16 protein-coding genes are annotated in these 15,718 nt (G+C 61.0%); 5 read left to right on the top strand and 11 right to left on the bottom strand.

What is annotated here, in order from left to right; all coding sequences use genetic code 11:
- Positions 1–59: 59 nt before the first annotated feature.
- On the top strand, positions 60–1,304 hold the full coding sequence (locus QM647_RS12205; protein ID WP_414995798.1) for an O-antigen ligase family protein: 1,245 nt from the start codon (positions 60–62) through the stop codon (positions 1,302–1,304).
- Here QM647_RS12205 and QM647_RS12200 read toward each other — a convergent pair.
- Genes QM647_RS12200 through QM647_RS12190 form a run of 3 tightly spaced genes read right to left on the bottom strand, consistent with a single transcriptional unit; the run spans position 1,301 to position 3,665 of the window.
- Complete coding sequence (locus tag QM647_RS12200; RefSeq protein ID WP_414995797.1) at positions 1,301–2,371, bottom strand: quinone-dependent dihydroorotate dehydrogenase; 1,071 nt, start codon at positions 2,369–2,371, stop codon at positions 1,301–1,303. The two genes, QM647_RS12205 and QM647_RS12200, sit on opposite strands and share 4 nt — an antisense overlap.
- Entirely contained in the window at positions 2,368–2,856 is a 489-nt protein-coding gene (locus tag QM647_RS12195) for a SixA phosphatase family protein (RefSeq protein ID WP_414995796.1), read from the bottom strand. The genes QM647_RS12200 and QM647_RS12195 overlap by 4 nt, the downstream gene beginning before the upstream one ends.
- 44 nt (positions 2,857–2,900) lie before the next feature.
- Positions 2,901–3,665 (bottom strand): class I SAM-dependent methyltransferase, encoded by a 765-nt coding sequence (locus tag QM647_RS12190; protein ID WP_414995795.1) that lies wholly within the window; start codon positions 3,663–3,665, stop codon positions 2,901–2,903.
- A 70-nt stretch (positions 3,666–3,735) separates the two neighbouring features.
- On the opposite strand from QM647_RS12190, the gene gloB reads away from it, so the two are divergent.
- Positions 3,736–4,482, top strand: a complete 747-nt coding sequence (gene gloB, locus QM647_RS12185) for a hydroxyacylglutathione hydrolase (protein ID WP_414995794.1) — start codon at positions 3,736–3,738, stop codon at positions 4,480–4,482.
- On the opposite strand, the gene QM647_RS12180 is transcribed toward gloB, so the two are convergent.
- The 3 genes from QM647_RS12180 to QM647_RS12170 all read right to left on the bottom strand — a co-directional run bounded on the left by QM647_RS12180 (position 4,479) and on the right by QM647_RS12170 (position 7,489).
- Positions 4,479–5,270, bottom strand: coding sequence for a DUF4908 domain-containing protein (locus QM647_RS12180; RefSeq protein ID WP_414995793.1), 792 nt, complete (start codon positions 5,268–5,270; stop codon positions 4,479–4,481). The two genes, gloB and QM647_RS12180, sit on opposite strands and share 4 nt — an antisense overlap.
- A 283-nt stretch (positions 5,271–5,553) precedes the next feature.
- Positions 5,554–6,276 carry an acetoacetyl-CoA reductase gene (phbB, locus tag QM647_RS12175; RefSeq protein ID WP_414995792.1) on the bottom strand — a complete coding sequence of 241 codons (723 nt, stop codon included), beginning with the start codon at positions 6,274–6,276 and terminating at the stop codon, positions 5,554–5,556.
- Positions 6,277–6,307: 31 nt separating this feature from the next.
- The gene (locus QM647_RS12170) at positions 6,308–7,489 is read right to left on the bottom strand and encodes an acetyl-CoA C-acetyltransferase (protein WP_414995791.1); all 1,182 of its coding nucleotides are present in this window, start codon (positions 7,487–7,489) and stop codon (positions 6,308–6,310) included.
- Positions 7,490–7,887: 398 nt separating this feature from the next.
- Here QM647_RS12170 and phaR point away from each other — a divergent pair, with 398 nt between their 5' ends.
- Both phaR and QM647_RS12160 read left to right on the top strand, forming a co-directional pair.
- A complete protein-coding gene (gene phaR / locus QM647_RS12165) occupies positions 7,888–8,520 on the top strand; it encodes a polyhydroxyalkanoate synthesis repressor PhaR (protein ID WP_414995790.1) in 633 nt (210 codons plus the stop codon).
- 75 nt (positions 8,521–8,595) lie between these two features.
- The gene (locus QM647_RS12160; protein WP_414995789.1) at positions 8,596–8,877 is read left to right on the top strand and encodes a hypothetical protein; all 282 of its coding nucleotides are present in this window, start codon (positions 8,596–8,598) and stop codon (positions 8,875–8,877) included.
- A 255-nt stretch (positions 8,878–9,132) separates the two neighbouring features.
- Here the strand turns inward: QM647_RS12160 and QM647_RS12155 are convergent, their stop codons facing one another.
- On the bottom strand, positions 9,133–9,642 hold the full coding sequence (locus QM647_RS12155) for a hypothetical protein (RefSeq protein ID WP_414995788.1): 510 nt from the start codon (positions 9,640–9,642) through the stop codon (positions 9,133–9,135).
- A gap of 26 nt (positions 9,643–9,668) precedes the next feature.
- Positions 9,669–10,406: a glycosyltransferase family 2 protein gene (locus tag QM647_RS12150; protein WP_414995787.1), complete on the bottom strand. Its 738-nt coding sequence runs from the start codon at positions 10,404–10,406 to the stop codon at positions 9,669–9,671.
- A gap of 134 nt (positions 10,407–10,540) precedes the next feature.
- Between QM647_RS12150 and QM647_RS12145 the strand changes: the two genes are divergently transcribed.
- Entirely contained in the window at positions 10,541–12,274 is a 1,734-nt protein-coding gene (locus QM647_RS12145) for an ArnT family glycosyltransferase (RefSeq protein ID WP_414995786.1), read from the top strand.
- Between the two features lie 36 nt (positions 12,275–12,310).
- On the opposite strand, the gene QM647_RS12140 is transcribed toward QM647_RS12145, so the two are convergent.
- The 3 genes from QM647_RS12140 to yidD form a co-directional block, all read right to left on the bottom strand.
- Complete coding sequence (locus QM647_RS12140) at positions 12,311–13,330, bottom strand: glycosyltransferase family 2 protein (protein ID WP_414995785.1); 1,020 nt, start codon at positions 13,328–13,330, stop codon at positions 12,311–12,313.
- On the bottom strand, positions 13,330–15,258 hold the full coding sequence (gene thrS, locus QM647_RS12135) for a threonine--tRNA ligase (RefSeq protein ID WP_414995971.1): 1,929 nt from the start codon (positions 15,256–15,258) through the stop codon (positions 13,330–13,332). The genes QM647_RS12140 and thrS overlap by 1 nt, the downstream gene beginning before the upstream one ends.
- A 199-nt stretch (positions 15,259–15,457) precedes the next feature.
- On the bottom strand, positions 15,458–15,691 hold the full coding sequence (gene yidD, locus QM647_RS12130) for a membrane protein insertion efficiency factor YidD (RefSeq protein ID WP_414995784.1): 234 nt from the start codon (positions 15,689–15,691) through the stop codon (positions 15,458–15,460).
- Positions 15,692–15,718: the final 27 nt, after the last annotated feature.

Here is a 15,718-nt window from a genome sequence, read left to right as displayed (position 1 = left end):
CCGCTTCCGCGTCACGCACTGCCGCCTCCCGTTCTGCCGACATCCGGCAAGAATTGCCGATGGCTGCCCAACCGGTGGACCGGCTGGCCAGGGCCATTCTTTACGTCGAAATCGGCCTGACCCTCTTCTGCCTGCTGCTGTTTTCCAACGCTCTGGTCGGCCCGCTGTTCGCGCCGCAGACCGCAGACGGCGTGGCGGAAAGCGAATCCGCTATCCTGCGTCTGATATGGCCGCCGGTTTATGCCGTGGTCCTGCTGCTGATCGGGGTTCGCGTCACCCGACTGATGCGCATATTGCCCGCCCTCTTCATGATCGGGCTTCTGGTCGGGCTGTGTTTCGCCTCCACCTACTGGTCGATCGCCCCGGATATCACCAGCCGCCGCACCCTCGCCGTGGGTATGACCTCGCTGTTCGGCCTTTACCTCGCCAGCCGGTACCGCGGCGAACAGCTCGTTCAGATCATCGCCCTGGCCTTCGCCGTGCTGGCAGCCGGCTCCTATTTCGTCTGTATCTGCGTGCCGCATCTCGGGATTCACGATGATATCAATGCCGGTGCCTGGAAAGGCCTGTGGTACGAAAAGAACCAGATGGCCGCCATGATGGTTCTGGGTTTCATTGCCACCTGCGCCTCCGCCTATATTTCGCCTGAGCGCCGTAAGGCTTGGATCGGACTGGCGGTGATGATCTTCCTGCTGGTCCTGCTGTCGCGCTCGAAAACCTCGCTACTGGCCTGCCTGGCCAGTGCCGGCGCCATTCCGGTCCTGATCGCCCTGCAGCGCGGCGGCATACTCAGTGTTATCTTCGTCTGGCTGGCCGCCACGGCCGCCATGATCAGCTGCGCGACGTTCTACATAGCGCCCGACGCCGTGTTCAAGATGCTCGGCAAGGACCCGACCCTGACCGGCCGCACCGAGATCTGGGCCTCATTGATGCGGCTTTCCGACAAGCATCCCTGGCTGGGCTATGGCTACAAGGCCTTCTGGACACCGACCTCGGTTCCGGCCTCAGTGGTGCGCGCCGAAACCCACTGGGAGGTGCCTTCGGCGCATAATGGCTGGCTCGACCTGCTGATACAGTTGGGCTGGATCGGCGTCGTGCTGTTCGGCACCGTCCTGGCCATCGGTTTCTTCTGTGCCCTCTTCCGCTTCGCCCGCGTCAAGGATGGCTTCTTCTCGGTGCTGATCCTGATGCTGTTCAGCTTCCTGATCATGTCGGAGAGCTTTATCCTGTCGCAGAACTCGCTGATCTGGGCGCTGTTCGTCTGCGCCCTGGCCCGACTGACCGCCAACGAGACCGAGACTTAAGCGTCGGTCCCCACCGCTTCGGATACCGAGCGGAAGCCGTCGGCCTTCAGGCGCGCCACCAGATCGCGGCGGATGGCATCGGCCAGGCGCGGCCCCTTATAAACCAAAGCCGAATAGAGCTGGACCAGCGAGGCGCCGGCCCTGATCTTGGCATAGGCCTGGGCGCCGCTCGATATACCGCCGGCGCCGATCAGGGTCAGCTTGCCATCGGAAGCCGCCCGCGCCGTCTTCAGCACTCGCGTCGACATCTCGAACAGGGGCGCCCCCGACATGCCGCCGGATTCCCCACTTTGCGCCGACACCAGCCCGTCACGTGACAGGGTGGTGTTGGAAACGATCAGGCCGTCGAGTTTATGATCGAGCGTCGAGGTCACCGTATCGGCAATTTCGGCCTCGGTGAGATCCGGCGCGATTTTGAGGAAGATAGGGCAATTGCTGCCGGAGACCTTCACCAGCGCCGCGCGGGTCTCCGCGATCTGGCCCAGCAGGTCATCGAGATAGGACTTGCCCTGCAGGGCGCGCAGGCCCGGCGTATTGGGCGAAGAAATATTGATGGTGAAATAGCTACCCTGCCCCCACAGGCGCTTCAGCCCGGTGAGATAGTCAGCCATCCGGTCGGTCGCGTCCTTGTTGGCGCCGATATTGAGCCCGATCACCGCATCCTTCTTGTGGGCGTTGATATGCTCCAGATGGCGCAGGAAGACATCCAGCCCCTTGTTATTGAAGCCCATGCGGTTGATCACCGCCTGGTCCTCGGTCAGGCGGAACAGACGTGGCTTCGGATTCCCGCCCTGTGGCAGGGGGGTGACCGTGCCGCATTCGGCAAAACCGAAACCGGCGCGCACCATGGCCAGAGGCACGTCGGCATTCTTGTCGAAACCCGCCGCCAGGCCGATACAGTTGGGGAAGCGCAAGGTGCCGCCATCATAGGGCACCTCGACCGCCAGTTCCGGCGTGCTGAGAGACGAAATGGGCCCCAGCCCGGCCTTGAGCAGCAGGATGGTCAGGGTGTGCGCGTCTTCAGGCGGCAGAATATGCAGGGCGCGTGTGGCTACCGAATACATCATTTCGCGAGATATATACCATCATAGATCGGCCGGCCGGCGGCATCGACATCGAAAACCGTGGCGGTGGCCGTCGGATAATTGCCGCGCACCTTGTCGGTGATGTCCGCCCCCGCCGCGCCTTCGAACAGATATTCGGCGACCAGATACTGCACACCAGGATTATGACCGACCACCAGCACGCACTGGCCGTCATTTTCATGCGCCTCGATGGCCCGGCGCAGCGCCTCGGAACCGGCGTTGTAAAAATCCTTCGAGACCAGGGCCGGAATATCGCCCAGCACCGCCTTCACCTCATTGAAGGTGCCCTGCGTGCGCGCCGCGCTGGAAACCAGGGCGAAATCGGGTTTCACGCCATAGGCCCTCAGGGCCTCGGCCACCGTGCGGGCCTCCTCGCGGCCGCGATCGGCCAGCACGCGATCGAAATCCTCACCGGACTCGGCGTCTTTTTCCGCCTTGGCATGGCGCATGATGATCAGTTGCTTCATGCTTCACCCTATGACGCAGAATCTCCCGCAGGGTCAAGCCTGCCTTAGGCCAGCTCTCGCGTCACCGGCGTCGGCGTGCGTGAGGTTGGCACGGGTTGCTGCGCGGGGGTCAGCACACCGCGCAGTTCCTGGAGGATCGATTTCTGCGCCCGCGCCGTATGGGCGATAAACGGCCGCCGTCCCGCCTCCATCAGGATCAGGCCGCCGGTGATCGGCCACATGCGCGGCAGGATCTTCTCCAGCGCGCCCGACCAGCGCAGCAGGGCATTGAAAGGCGGGGCATAGAGGGCATAGGACCAGGCAAGCGGCTCCAGCTCGGCCTCGCGCAGCACGCCTTCGAGCTGCATCCGGCTATAGGGCTGGCCATAGCCGAAGGGCGTCTTTTCGGCATGGGCCCAGAAGCCACCGCGCGCCGCCACGCCCAGGATCAGCCGGCCATTAGGCGCAAGCAAGCGGGAGGCTTCCAGCAACAGCCCCTGCGGCAGGGGCGCTTCCTCCAACACATGCATCATCAGAATGCGATCGAACAGGGCGGTGGGGAACGGCAGGGCCTCTTCCTCGACCAGAACCGTGCGCACGCGCATGTCGGCCGGCCAGATCTCCGCGCCCTGCGAGGCCGGCATGGCCGAGAGCACGCGCCGGGCTTCATTGAACTGGCCGAGATAGGGCGAACAATAGCCGATGCCGAGCACGTCCAGTCCGCGCACATCCGGCCATGCCTCGGTCAGCTTGCGGCCGATCAGGCGCTTTGCCACGGCACCTTCCGGCGACTGATAAAAGCGATTGAGGTCTTCGACCGGACGACGCAATGAGCTTTCCCTTACATACGACAAAACCTATATAGACCCAATCCGGCAAAATATCAGAGTGAAAAGCAAAATGAGTCTCAAGGTCGATACCTTCCCGGCGCTGAAGGACAATTACGGCTTCATTCTCCGCGACGAGGCCACAGGCAGGATCGCCATCATCGATGCCCCCGAACCGCGCGCCATCAGCGAGCGCCTGTCGGCTCTGGGACTGGACCGGCTCGACTATATCCTCAACACCCACTGGCACCCCGATCATGCCGGCGGCAACGCCCTGCTGAAAAAACGCTATGGCGCGGAGATCTTCGGTCCGCGGGAGGTGACGCGGATCGCGCCGCTCGATCATGTGCTGGCGCCCGGCGATGTGTTTCGTCTGGGCGAAACCGCTCTGGAGGTGATCGATCTGGGCGGCCATACACTCGGCCATATCGGCTATTACGACCGCGCCGGCGGACAGGCCTTTGTCGCCGATACGATCTTTCCGCTCGGCTGCGGCCGTCTGTTCGAGGGCACGCCGCAGCAGATGTGGGGGGCGCTGCAACGCATCACGACCCTGCCCGATGAGACAATCCTTTACAGCGCCCATGAATATACGCTGTCCAACCTGAAATTTGCCGAGAGTCTGGGGAGTGATGCCGCGCTTGAGGCACGGGCAAAGGTCATCCGGGAAAAGCGGGAACGCGGCGAAGCGACGGTGCCATCGACCGTGGCCGAGGAAAAGGCGACCAATCCGTTTCTGGTCTATCCGCTGCGGGAAACAGATTTTGCCGCGCAGGCCGCAAAGTTCGGTGAACTGCGGAAGGCGAAGGATCAGTTCTAGCGACGGGCCGTACTGCCGACCGGGGCCGAGGTCACGATCACATTGAGGATGCGGCGTGAGGACGGGCGGCCGGTCCAGTCACCGCGCGAGACATCGAGCTTGAGCACCAGCACCCCGTTTTGCAGGGTGGCGCTGGGCGGGCGGCCTTCGATGAACTGAACCCCCCGGATCGGTGCCATGATCTGGCGGCCACCGGTCTGCTGCGACGCCTGAACCATGGCTTCGGCCGTTACGCTGGCTGCATCGGCATAGAGGAAATCGGCACCCGGCGTCACATCCGGCGCATCGAAGCCGATGGTACGGCCGACCGCCAGGCTGACGCGGCGGCTGGCATGAACCAGGGACTGGAACAGCAGGCTGGGCGACAGACGGCCCGGCGTGAAGGCGTCGGCCTTGCCAGTGACGGCGGCGGGATCGCCCATCGGCCGGTCGTCACTGAACAGGATCATCCCGCCCCAGCGCGTCGATTTGAGTACGGATTCGCCGACATCGTTCTTGTAGACGACATCGCCCTTCGGCCCCTGGGTCGGGGTCAGCAGCCACACCTCATCGTCGCCATCGAAGCGCATGAGGCTGCGGTTGCCGGATTCATCGAGAATGAAACCCTGTCCATCTTCGGATTTGAAATGCGCAACCGGCGGGCGGGAGGGCGAGCGATTATCGTCCGCCTTCTTGCCGAACATGGCTTCCTTGAGCGATCGCGGTCCGTCGGCCAGCGCCGTTCCGGATTCCGCCAGGCAGAATACCAGGACAAGAGCAGCCAGGAAGCGCGCCAAAGGATGTGCCAAAGTCTTGTTCATTGCGCAGAGGTTTACGGAGCGACTTGGGCAGATTTAAGACGCGCAACCAATTTAAACCGCCGTAATCCGGACGCAAAAAAGCGCGGATGCCACCACCCGCGCTTCTTAATACTTTTGCATTTTCGCGACTTTGACTGCGCTATCAAGCCGATGGGGTGAGGCGAAAATAGTCAGCTTTTGAGACCCGCAGCGCAGCGTACTTTTGGGTACGTGAGCAACGGAAGCTCAAAAGATGACGATTTGCAAACCACCCCAGCGCGCCTGGAGCCAATCAAAGCATGTGTTGTCCGCCGTTGACGGCTATGGTCGCCCCCGTGATGAACGACGCCATGTCCGAGGCCAGGAAGGCACAGATTTCGGCGACTTCTTCCGGCGTGCCCAGGCGGCCGACGGGGATGCCAGCCACGATCTTGTCGAGCACGGCCGGGGCGATGGCCGAAACCATTTCAGTGCTGGTATAACCCGGCGCCACGCAGTTGACCGTAATGCCCTTGTTGGCCGATTCCATCGCCAGGGCCTTGGTGAAGCCGATCATGCCGGCCTTGGCGGCGGAATAGTTGGTCTGGCCCGCCTGCCCCTTCTGGCCATTGATCGAGGAGATGTTGATGATACGGCCATAACCGCGCTCACGCATGCCTTCGATGACCTGGCGCGTCATGTTGAAGACGCTGTCCATATTGGTGTGAATGACTTCCTGCCACTGTTCCAGCGACATCTTGTGGAAGAAGCCATCGCGCGTGATGCCGGCATTATTGACCAGCACATCGATAGGGCCCAAGGCCGCTTCGACCTCCTGAGCGCAGCGCTTGCAGTCGTAGAAGTTATCAACGCTGCCCTTGACGATGAAGACGCCCAGTTCTTCGGCAACCTTCTTGGCGTTTTCCTCATTGCCGGCATAACCGGCGGCGACTGTCAGGCCAGCATCTTTCAGGCGCTTAACAATGGCCTTGCCAATACCGCGCGTACCACCGGTGACCAGTGCAACTCTACTCATGGATATCCTCCCTCGAAAAACTTTTTAACGCTTAGATAGCTTCAACCGCCAAAGCCACGCCCATACCCCCACCAATGCAAAGAGTCGCTACGCCCTTCTTCGCACCGGAGCGCTGCATTTCGAACAGCAGGGTGGTCAGAATGCGGGCGCCGGACGCACCGATCGGGTGGCCGATGGCAATGGCGCCGCCATTGACGTTCACCTTCGATACATCCCAGCCCAGTTCGCGGTTGACGCTGATGGCCTGGGCGGCGAAGGCTTCGTTGGCCTCGATCAGATCGAGATCGCCAATCGACCAGTTGGCCTTTTTCAGCGCCTTCTGCACGGCCTGGATCGGGCCGGTGCCCATGATCGCCGGATCGACGCCAGAGATGCCCGAGGAGACGATGCGGGCCAGCGGCTTCAAGCCGCGCTTGTCCGCCTCGGCACGCGACATCAGCACCACGGCGGCCGCGCCGTCATTCAGGCCGGACGCGTTGGCGGCGGTGACTGTGCCGTCCTTGGAAAAGGCCGGACGCAGGCCGGAAATGCCATCGATGGTCACGCCATGGCGGATGAATTCGTCCTTGTCGAACACCACGTCGCCCTTGCGGCCCTTGATGGTGTAGGGCGCGATTTCGGCGTCAAACTTGCCGGCCTTCTGAGCGGCCTCGGCTTTATTCTGCGAGGCGACAGCGAATTCATCCTGCTCCTGGCGGCTGATGCCGAACTTGCTGGCGATGTTTTCGGCCGTGGTGCCCATGTGGTAGTTATTGAAGGCGTCCCACAGGCCATCCTTGATCATGGTATCGACCAGCGACAGGTCACCCATCTTCTGGCCGGCGCGGACATAGGCGGCATGGGTGGACATGGACATGCTTTCCTGGCCACCGGCCACGACAATGGCGCTTTCACCGAGCGCCACTTGCGCTGCACCCAGCGCGACCGCGCGCAGGCCGGAGCCGCAGATCTGGTTGATCGACCAGGCCGGGGAATCGTAAGGGATGCCGGCCTTGACCGAGGCCTGGCGGGCAGGGCCCTGGCCTTGCGCAGCCTGCAGGACCTGACCGAGAATGACTTCGTTGACGTCAGCAGGCGCCAGGCCGGCGCGTTCGACCGCCGCCTTGATGGCGTGGGCGCCGAGATCATGGGCCGGAATGGCCCCCAGCGTGCCGAGGAAGGAGCCTACCGGCGTACGGGCGGCAGAGACGATAACGACTTCATTGACGGACATTTCCGGTTTCCCTTGTAGGCGTCTTGAAAAGACTGGCTTAATCGCGACTTAAGGCACCCGATGGGTGAAATCAAGTTACGCGGTTATGTGCAGTCCTGAATACTGGTTTCACTTTATGACCGCATAGGTGCCCCAACGTGAACGCCGCGTCACGCCATAAAAGCGGCCGATATCGCAGCTTTCATTCAACTTTTTGTGCGCAGCATGGATTGCAAAAAGACTTGTGCGCGATTTGCGCAGGACACAATAATGAAAACCTTTTGAGACAAGGGATTCGCGGCATTTTAGCGCACCCTCTTTACGCAACGGCAAAAAAGGGCTTATGTTGTGGGTGCGAAAAGAACCCGGACATATAACCGGTACGCTCATCCCAGGCAGAGGACAGGAGACTACACGAAATGGCAGAAGCAAAGCCAAGGGCAAAACGCGGCGAAGGCGATCGCGTCGTTATCAAGAAATACGCCAACCGGCGTCTCTATAATACCGCCACCAGCTCGTATGTAACGCTGGACAACCTGTCCGACATGGTGCGCGAAGGCGTGGATTTCGTGGTGTTCGACGCCAAGACGGGCGATGACATTACCCGCGGCGTCCTGGCCCAGATCATCTTCGAAGAGGAAAGCCGCGGTCAGAACCTGCTGCCGATCCAGTTCCTCCGCCAGCTGATCAGCTTCTATGGTGACAGCATGCAGAACCTGCTGCCGACATATCTCGAAATGTCGCTCGATGGCTTCGCCAAACAGCAGGAGCGCTTCCGCTCGCAGTTCTCGCAGGCCTTCGGCGCGGCGCCGGGCATCGGTTTCTTCGATGAGCAGGTCTCGCAGAATCTGGCCATGTTCGATCGCGCCATGCGCATGTTCTCGCCCTTCTCCTTTGCAAGCACCGGTGCAAGCGGCGCCGCGGCTGCGACACCTTCACCGGAACCCGCCGCCGAGCCGGCCGGCAAGCCCGAGACCGACCAGGTCCGCGAACTGCGCGAGCAGATGGAAGCCATGAAGGCTCAGATCGACCGCCTGGCGCAAAAGGGATAAGGCAGACGGCGGTTATTTTTGCGAATAGCCGCCCTTTTTCTCTTTGTCTTAACGCAAACAGCTTAGATTTGGGCCATGAGCGGAAATTATCCTGACAACAAGCTGCCTGTGCCTGCCGGCCCCGTCATTGACAGGGGATCGGATGGAGCGCCCCGCCGTTCAGGCGCCGGGCGACGAAAGGCGGAGCCGGATGACGCCACCTATGCCGCACAGCTCCTGAGCGGCGGGGAAAAGCGCGGCCTGCGCGGCGGGCCGGAGACGCTGGAGCGGGCAAAATCGACCTATCTCAAGTCAGAATATTCCGGCCCGAATGACCGACGCCCCGCGCCGGGACGTGTGACTAAGACTGAAATCTAACAGAAAATTCGCGGCACACTTATTGCAGCCAGGAAGGGTCCTTCACTGTGGAGCCCTTCGTGCTGTCCTTTTCCAAAGCCCACAAAACCCGTCCGGCCTGGACGCGCTACGCCACGCGCGCCTTCGATATCTTCGCGGTAACCTTGATCTTTGCCGTATTTGGCTAAGTCGCTCTTTCAAGAGTAAATCCCGGTCTGTACGCGCACCGTTTTATATGAAAAGGCCCGTCGAAAATTCCGACGGGCCTTTTCATCATCAGTGACCGAAGTCGATATCTTTCCGTGCCGAAACCGCCGTAACGATAAAGCCTGCCAGCACATCCATCAGGGTCATGAAGGTCAGCAGAAAAAAGGCCGAGGTGGCGAAAGGCCGGAACAGCAGGAATTCGACGAGACAGACGATGAACAACACCATCGACAGCGAATGATTGACTATGGCCACCTTGTCGGACTTGGTCGACTTCAGCAGCTCGAAGAACAGGCAGATCAGGGCGCCGAACAGGATGACATCGCCGACGCTGACCGACCAGTGCGTATTGGGAGATGGCATGGGCAGGTTGAACAACACCTGGTTCACGGCATTGAAGGCCGCTTCCTCGGTGCCGCCCAGCGAAAACAGGGCCAGGATATTGTAGACGATGAACGGGATGACGAGTAGCGGAAACGCGGTAATCAAGCTGAACCCCCTTTGTTGATTATCAGCCGGCTGCCGGTCAAACATGCCGATGGCAGCTTCCTTGGCGATAAGATCACGATCGATAGCCATAGCAACTTCGCTCCTGAAACCGTCGCCTACACCTCGCTTTCGGTGACCTTGCCGGGCTGGCGTAAACGACTGTTTAACCACATTACACCGGGCAGGTCCGTCAAGGCTACAGCTAAACGTCCGATATTGGTATATTTGGACTGGCCTGTGGTGCGCAGACGATCTTCCACGGACTCAAATAAAATTTCAAAGCCTTCCCGCGTCACCAGGGATGGCAGATAGCGGTGCATCTGGTCGAAATAGGGCAGGCGCAGGAAGACCTCGCGCCGCAGGGCCTTCAGCCCGCAACCGGTATCGTCAGCCTTGTCATTCAGCATGGCCTTGCGGATGCGGTTGGCCCAGCGCGAGGCCACCTTTTTCGACGAGGTGTCCTGACGATTACGGCGCTGGCCGGCCACCATGCCGACCTCGGCCGGTGCGTCATGCAGAATGCGCGACATGCGGGCGGCATCGGCAGCCGGGTTCTGGCCGTCGCCATCGAGCGTCACCACCAGCGGCGCCCTGGCGGCGAAGATACCTGTGCGCATGGCGCCGCTCTTGCCGACATTGTTTTCATGGCGCAGCACGCGGAGGGACGGAATATCGGGTTGCGCCGCCACAATGCGCGCGAAGGTGTCGTCCGAGCTGCGGTCGTCGACAAAAACGATCTCGAAACCTTCCGGGCCGAAAACCTCCGAGAAGGCTGTCTCGATTTCCCTGGCGACTTGTACGGCCGCGCCTTCTTCATTATAGACGGGCACCACGGCGGAAACGATAAGAGACATGATCTGGCGGGCTCGCTGTATTGTGGGCAGAAGCCCAACTCAAAGGCCTCGCAAAGGCCCTAGTCAAAGGATTGAAACCCATTGGGTTTTATGCCTCATAGACCGTTTGCATTTCAGCGTAAATAGGGACCGCGATGGGTTCGATACCGGCCACCACACAAAGTTTGATCCAATCCCTGCTGCAGTTCGGGCGGACCCACTTCGCGCGACTGGTCTCGAAGGGCCGGCGCGGACCGCTGATCGCCGCTCTGCTGGCCATTGCTGTGGCCATCCCTTGCGCACTCATGATGCCGCCGCTCGACCGCGATGAGTCGCGCTTCATCCAGGCCTCCGCCCAGATGATCGAGACGCATGACTATATCAACATCAATGTCCAGGAGGTGCCGCGCTACAAAAAGCCGGTCGGTATCCACTGGCTGCAGGTCGCGGCGGTAAAACTCACCTCCAATGTCGCCAAGCGCGATGTCTTTGCCTTCCGCTGGCCGTCGATCCTCGGCGCCGCCCTGGCTGCCTTCGCCTGCGCCTGGGGGGCTTCCTACGCTTTCGGCACCCGTGTCGGCACCAAGGCCGGTATCCTCCTCGCTGTCACCTTTATGCTGTCGACCGAGGCCTTCATCGCCAAGACCGACGCCGTGCAATGCGGCTTCATCACCCTGATGATGGCCGCCCTGGCGCAGGTCTACCTGCGTACGCGTGACCTGGGAAAGGACGATCCGCGCCCGAAAATGCCGTGGGTCAAGCTGATCTTCTGGCTGGGCCTCGCCGGCAGCATCATGATCAAGTTCATCATCGGCCCCATGATCCTGGCCACAACCCTGCTGACCCTTTGGGCGCTGGACCGCCGTATCCGCTGGGCGCGTAATCTCGGCTGGGGTTGGGGGCTGATACTGGTCGCCCTCATCTGCGGCCCGTGGATCATGGCCATCACCGTCACCACCGATGGCCAGTTCTGGGTCGGTGCGGTCGGCAAGGATTTCGCCGACAAGCTGAAGGGCGGCTCGGAAGGCCATTTCATGTGGCCTGGCTATCACCTGGCCCTGCTGCCGATCACCCTATTCCCGGCGGCCTGGTTCCTGGGCGGCGCTCTGCAGACCGCCATTGTCCGTCGTCATGAAGCGGCCATCCGCTTCGCCATCGCCTGGTTCGTCCCGGCCTTCCTGATTTTCGAACTGTCGCCGACCAAGCTGCCACATTACACCCTGCCGACCTTCGCGGCCCTGGCCTGGCTATGCGCCCTGTCGCTCGACGTGCCGCTGAAGCTGTGGGCACGTATCTTCAACGCGGCCATCGGCATTATCGGCGGCCTGGTCCTGAGCATTCTCGCCATCGCCGGCTATGTGCTTTACGGTACTGGCCCTGCCCTTGTCTTCATGATTGCCGTCATCCTGTCGGCCGGGGTGCTGGGCGGTCTGGGCGGCTGGCTGATGTGGATCAATCGTCAGCGCACCGGTTTCGCCTTCATCCTGGCCGCCGGCATCCTCGCGCACCTCAGCTTTGTCAGCGAACTGGCGCAACTCAAGCCGTTGTGGATTTCCAAGCAACTCGAAGCCGCCCTGGTCTCAAACCACCTCGATCCGCGCCACGACCTGCGCACGCCAGGCCCCGTGGCTATCATCGGTTACTCAGAGCCGAGCTTCGTCTTCGCCATGGGCACCAAGACGCAACTGCTCAACGACGATGTGAAAGGCGCCGTCCAGGCCCTGCGCGAAGGACGGCCGCTGTTCGTGGAATCGCAGTTTGAAAAGGCTTTCCAGACGGAAGCGGCGACGCAGGGGCTGAAACCTCATGCCGTCACCCAGGTGAAAGGGCACAATTACAACGGCCATGACCAGGCGCTGACGCTTTACGATAATCCGCCGGCGGAATAGCCGCGGCGCCGGCATAATGCAGCCTATCCGGGCAGCCTATCCGGCCGGCAGTTCATCCTCGTCATCGCGCAGGCGATCGCGGAACATGGCGCGCATAACGGAGACACCGATGATCAGTGGGGCCAGCAGGCGGACATAGGCCATCCGCCAAAAGCCTTTGCCCCTGGCCCGCTTGTTGAAATAATAGATCAGGCCATTGCCCTTGTTGCGCTCGACGAACACCGGTTCGACGCGCGAGGTATGGCCCTCATGCACCACTTCGGCCTTGGGATGGAAAAGCACCGCACCGCCCATTTCGCGCGCACGCCAGCACAGATCGACATCTTCGACATGCAGGAAGAAATTGCTGTCAAAGCCTTTCAGGCGGCTGAAATCCTGACGCGACACCGCGAAACAGGCCCCTGAGATCGTTGGCACGGCGACCGGTGCTTCTGGCAGAGGCTGGTCTTCGTAATGGATTTCATACTTCTGCCAGGCCGGCACATATTTATGCAGATGCATAAGCGACACCAGGGTGGTGAAGGGCGTAACTTCCCCCCGCCGAGCGCCACGTTGTTCCGTCATGTCCGGATTGAGCAGCCGCGCCCCGACAATGCAGGGACCGTCGGGATTAAGCGCCTTCTGCGCATTGGCGGCCTTGACCAGCTTGCGGGCGCAATCGGGCTGCAGCAAGGCGTCAGGATTGAGGAAAACCAGCCAGGGCTGGGTGGCCAGATGAGCCCCCAGATTGGCACCCTTGGCAAAGCCGATATTGCCCTGTCCCTGGATCAGCAGGATATGATCATGTTCTTCCTTCAGCTCGTTCAAGCGCTCTTCCACGCGCTCCGAACTGCCGTTGTCGATAATGATGAACTGCTTGACGCACGGATCGTTCAACACCCGGCCGATGCTGTCGAACAGCACGCGGCCGGTGTGGAAAACGACCATGACCACCGTGATGCCGTCCTTGTCGTCGCAAGGCGCGATCTCGTTATGCTGCATGAAGTAGTGCGCTTCGCTGGTGGCCAGCTTGCGTTCCTTGAGCATCTCGATGATGGACGGCGGCAGGGCGGTCATCAGCTCTCCTTGAGATCAGGTGGCGTGGCGTCTTCAGCCAGCTTCTTGACGGCATCGGCGATGCTGAGAATGGTCTGGCCTTCGGAACCGAGGAAGCGCAGGGCCACCTCGCCGGTTTCGGCTTCCTTGCGGCCCACGACGGCAATCACCGGCACCTTGGCCATGGAGTGCTCGCGGACCTTGTAGTTGATCTTTTCGTTGCGCAGGTCGGCCTCGACACGCAGACCAGCCTTGCGCAGCGCCTCGACGACGCTTTCGGCATAGGGGTTGGCGTCCGAGGTGATCGGCGCGACCACGACCTGCACCGGGGCGAGCCACAGCGGGAAGCGGCCGGCATAGTTTTCGATCATGATGCCGATAAAGCGCTCGAACGAACCCAGGATGGCGCGGTGCAGCATGACCGGACGCTGGCGCGAGCCGTCTTCCGCGACATATTCGGCTTCCAGGCGTTCCGGCAGGACATAGTCGAGCTGAAGCGTGCCGCAGGTCCATTCACGGCCAATGGCGTCCTTGACGATGAAGTCGAGCTTGGGAGCATAGAAGGCGCCATCTCCCTCGGCAATCACCGGCTCAACACCGGCGGCGCGGGCGGCTTCGGCCAGCATACCTTCGGCCTTGTCCCAGAACTCATCCGAGCCGGCACGCGTTTCCGGGCGCGTGGCCAGGTTGATATAGGCGGTTTCCATGCCGAGATCGGCGTGGATCATCTTGGTCAGGCGAACGAATTTCTCCGTTTCCTCGACGATCTGGTCCTCGCGACAGAAGATGTGGGCGTCGTCCTGCGTGAAGCCGCGCACGCGCATCAGGCCATGCAGCGAACCGGACGGCTCGTAACGGTGGCACGCACCGAACTCGGCCATGCGCATCGGCAGCTCTTTATACGACCGCAGACCGACCTTGAAGATCTGGACGTGACCGGGGCAGTTCATCGGCTTGAGCGACAGGGTTTCCCCCTCAACCGTTTCGCAGACGAACATGTTCGGGCGATACTTTTCCCAGTGGCCCGACTTTTCCCAGAAGGTGCGATCGAGCACCTGAGGCGTCTTGACCTCGACATAGCCAGCCGTATCGAGGCGGCGGCGCATATAGGCCTCAAGCGTGCGCCACAGTTGCCAGCCTTTCGGGTGCCAGAAGACCATGCCGCGGCCTTCTTCCTGCATGTGGAAGAGGTCCATGGCGCGGCCGAGCTTGCGGTGATCGCGCTTCTCGGCTTCCTCAATACGGGTGATATAGGCTTCGAGATCGGCTTCCGTGGCCCAGGCCGTGCCGTAAATGCGCTGGAGCTGGGCATTGTTATGGTCACCGCGCCAATAGGCGCCGGCCAGCTTGGTCAGCTTGAAGGCCTTGCCGATGAATTTCGATGACGGCAGGTGCGGCCCGCGGCACAGATCCTTCCAGGCGTCGCCATGGCGATAGACAGTGATGGTTTCCGTGCCCGGCAGATCGCGGATGATCTCGGCCTTGTAAGCTTCGCCTATGCCTTCGAAATGCTTGATGGCGTCGTCGCGGTCCCAGACCTCGCGCACGATCTTCTCGTCGCGATCGACGATTTCCTTCATCTTGGCTTCGATCTTCGCGAAATCGTCTGTCGAGAACGGCTCATCGCGGGCGAAGTCGTAATAGAAGCCATCCTCGATCGAAGGCCCGATGGTGACCTGCGTGCCCGGAAACAGTTCCTGCACCGCCTCGGCCAGGATGTGGGCCGTGTCGTGGCGAATGACTTCGAGCGCCTCAGGGGCGTCACGCGTCAGAATTTCCAATGCCCCCCCCCGGTCAAGCGGTCGATCCAAGTCCAGCAAAGCTCCATCGAGTTTGATAAGGACTGCCTTCTTCGCCAGAGATTTTGACAGGCTCTCGGCAATGCTTCTGCCGGTTGTCCCCGCCTCAAAGCTACGAACGGCGCCATCGGGGAACGTCAAGTCTATCATCATCTCAGTCACTTTTAGCTGGCGACCTGTAGCCCTTACGGCGGGCTTCATCGCGCAATAATTTAAATAAGGATTCGATGCGATCTTGAAATATGCCACACCCAACCCGGTTCTGTGTGCCGTAAAAGACACGCAGACCTTACTCTTGTTTGACGCGCATCTTGGTCCGAAAAGTGCGTCACACTTTTCGGGATGCGCTCTATGTTTCCCTTCCCGGAACCGGATCGTAGCCAGTGCCTCCCCCCGGACGGCAGCGACAGATCCGCTTGATACCCAACCACGACCCTCTAAGGGGCCCATGTGTGATCAAAGCTTCGGCCATATATTCGGAGCAGGTTGGCCGGAACCGGCAGGCCTGCCCGATATAGGGCGACAATGTGAGCTTGTAAGCCCGCAACGCCGCACGCACGGAACGTTCATAAAGAGCGGTCATGCGTCACCGAATGAAGAAAAAGCCGAA

Origin of the sequence: Asticcacaulis sp. (assembly GCF_047605585.1) — a bacterium.
GTDB lineage: Bacteria > Pseudomonadota > Alphaproteobacteria > Caulobacterales > Caulobacteraceae > Asticcacaulis.
The sequence above is the reverse complement of the archived record's forward strand: the minus strand, read 5'-3'. Positions and strand labels throughout refer to the sequence as shown.

Coding starts and splice junctions, on each gene's coding strand:
- QM647_RS12205 (WP_414995798.1), top strand. CDS start 60: ATGGCTGCCCAACCGGTGGACCGGCTGGCCAGGGCCATTCTTTACGTC.
- QM647_RS12200 (WP_414995797.1), bottom strand. CDS start 2,371: ATGATGTATTCGGTAGCCACACGCGCCCTGCATATTCTGCCGCCTGAA.
- QM647_RS12195 (WP_414995796.1), bottom strand. CDS start 2,856: ATGAAGCAACTGATCATCATGCGCCATGCCAAGGCGGAAAAAGACGCC.
- gloB (WP_414995794.1), top strand. CDS start 3,736: ATGAGTCTCAAGGTCGATACCTTCCCGGCGCTGAAGGACAATTACGGC.
- phbB (WP_414995792.1), bottom strand. CDS start 6,276: ATGAGTAGAGTTGCACTGGTCACCGGTGGTACGCGCGGTATTGGCAAG.
- QM647_RS12170 (WP_414995791.1), bottom strand. CDS start 7,489: ATGTCCGTCAATGAAGTCGTTATCGTCTCTGCCGCCCGTACGCCGGTA.
- phaR (WP_414995790.1), top strand. CDS start 7,888: ATGGCAGAAGCAAAGCCAAGGGCAAAACGCGGCGAAGGCGATCGCGTC.
- QM647_RS12160 (WP_414995789.1), top strand. CDS start 8,596: ATGAGCGGAAATTATCCTGACAACAAGCTGCCTGTGCCTGCCGGCCCC.
- QM647_RS12155 (WP_414995788.1), bottom strand. CDS start 9,642: ATGGCTATCGATCGTGATCTTATCGCCAAGGAAGCTGCCATCGGCATG.
- QM647_RS12150 (WP_414995787.1), bottom strand. CDS start 10,406: ATGTCTCTTATCGTTTCCGCCGTGGTGCCCGTCTATAATGAAGAAGGC.
- QM647_RS12145 (WP_414995786.1), top strand. CDS start 10,541: ATGGGTTCGATACCGGCCACCACACAAAGTTTGATCCAATCCCTGCTG.
- QM647_RS12140 (WP_414995785.1), bottom strand. CDS start 13,330: ATGACCGCCCTGCCGCCGTCCATCATCGAGATGCTCAAGGAACGCAAG.
- thrS (WP_414995971.1), bottom strand. CDS start 15,258: ATGATAGACTTGACGTTCCCCGATGGCGCCGTTCGTAGCTTTGAGGCG.
- yidD (WP_414995784.1), bottom strand. CDS start 15,691: ATGACCGCTCTTTATGAACGTTCCGTGCGTGCGGCGTTGCGGGCTTAC.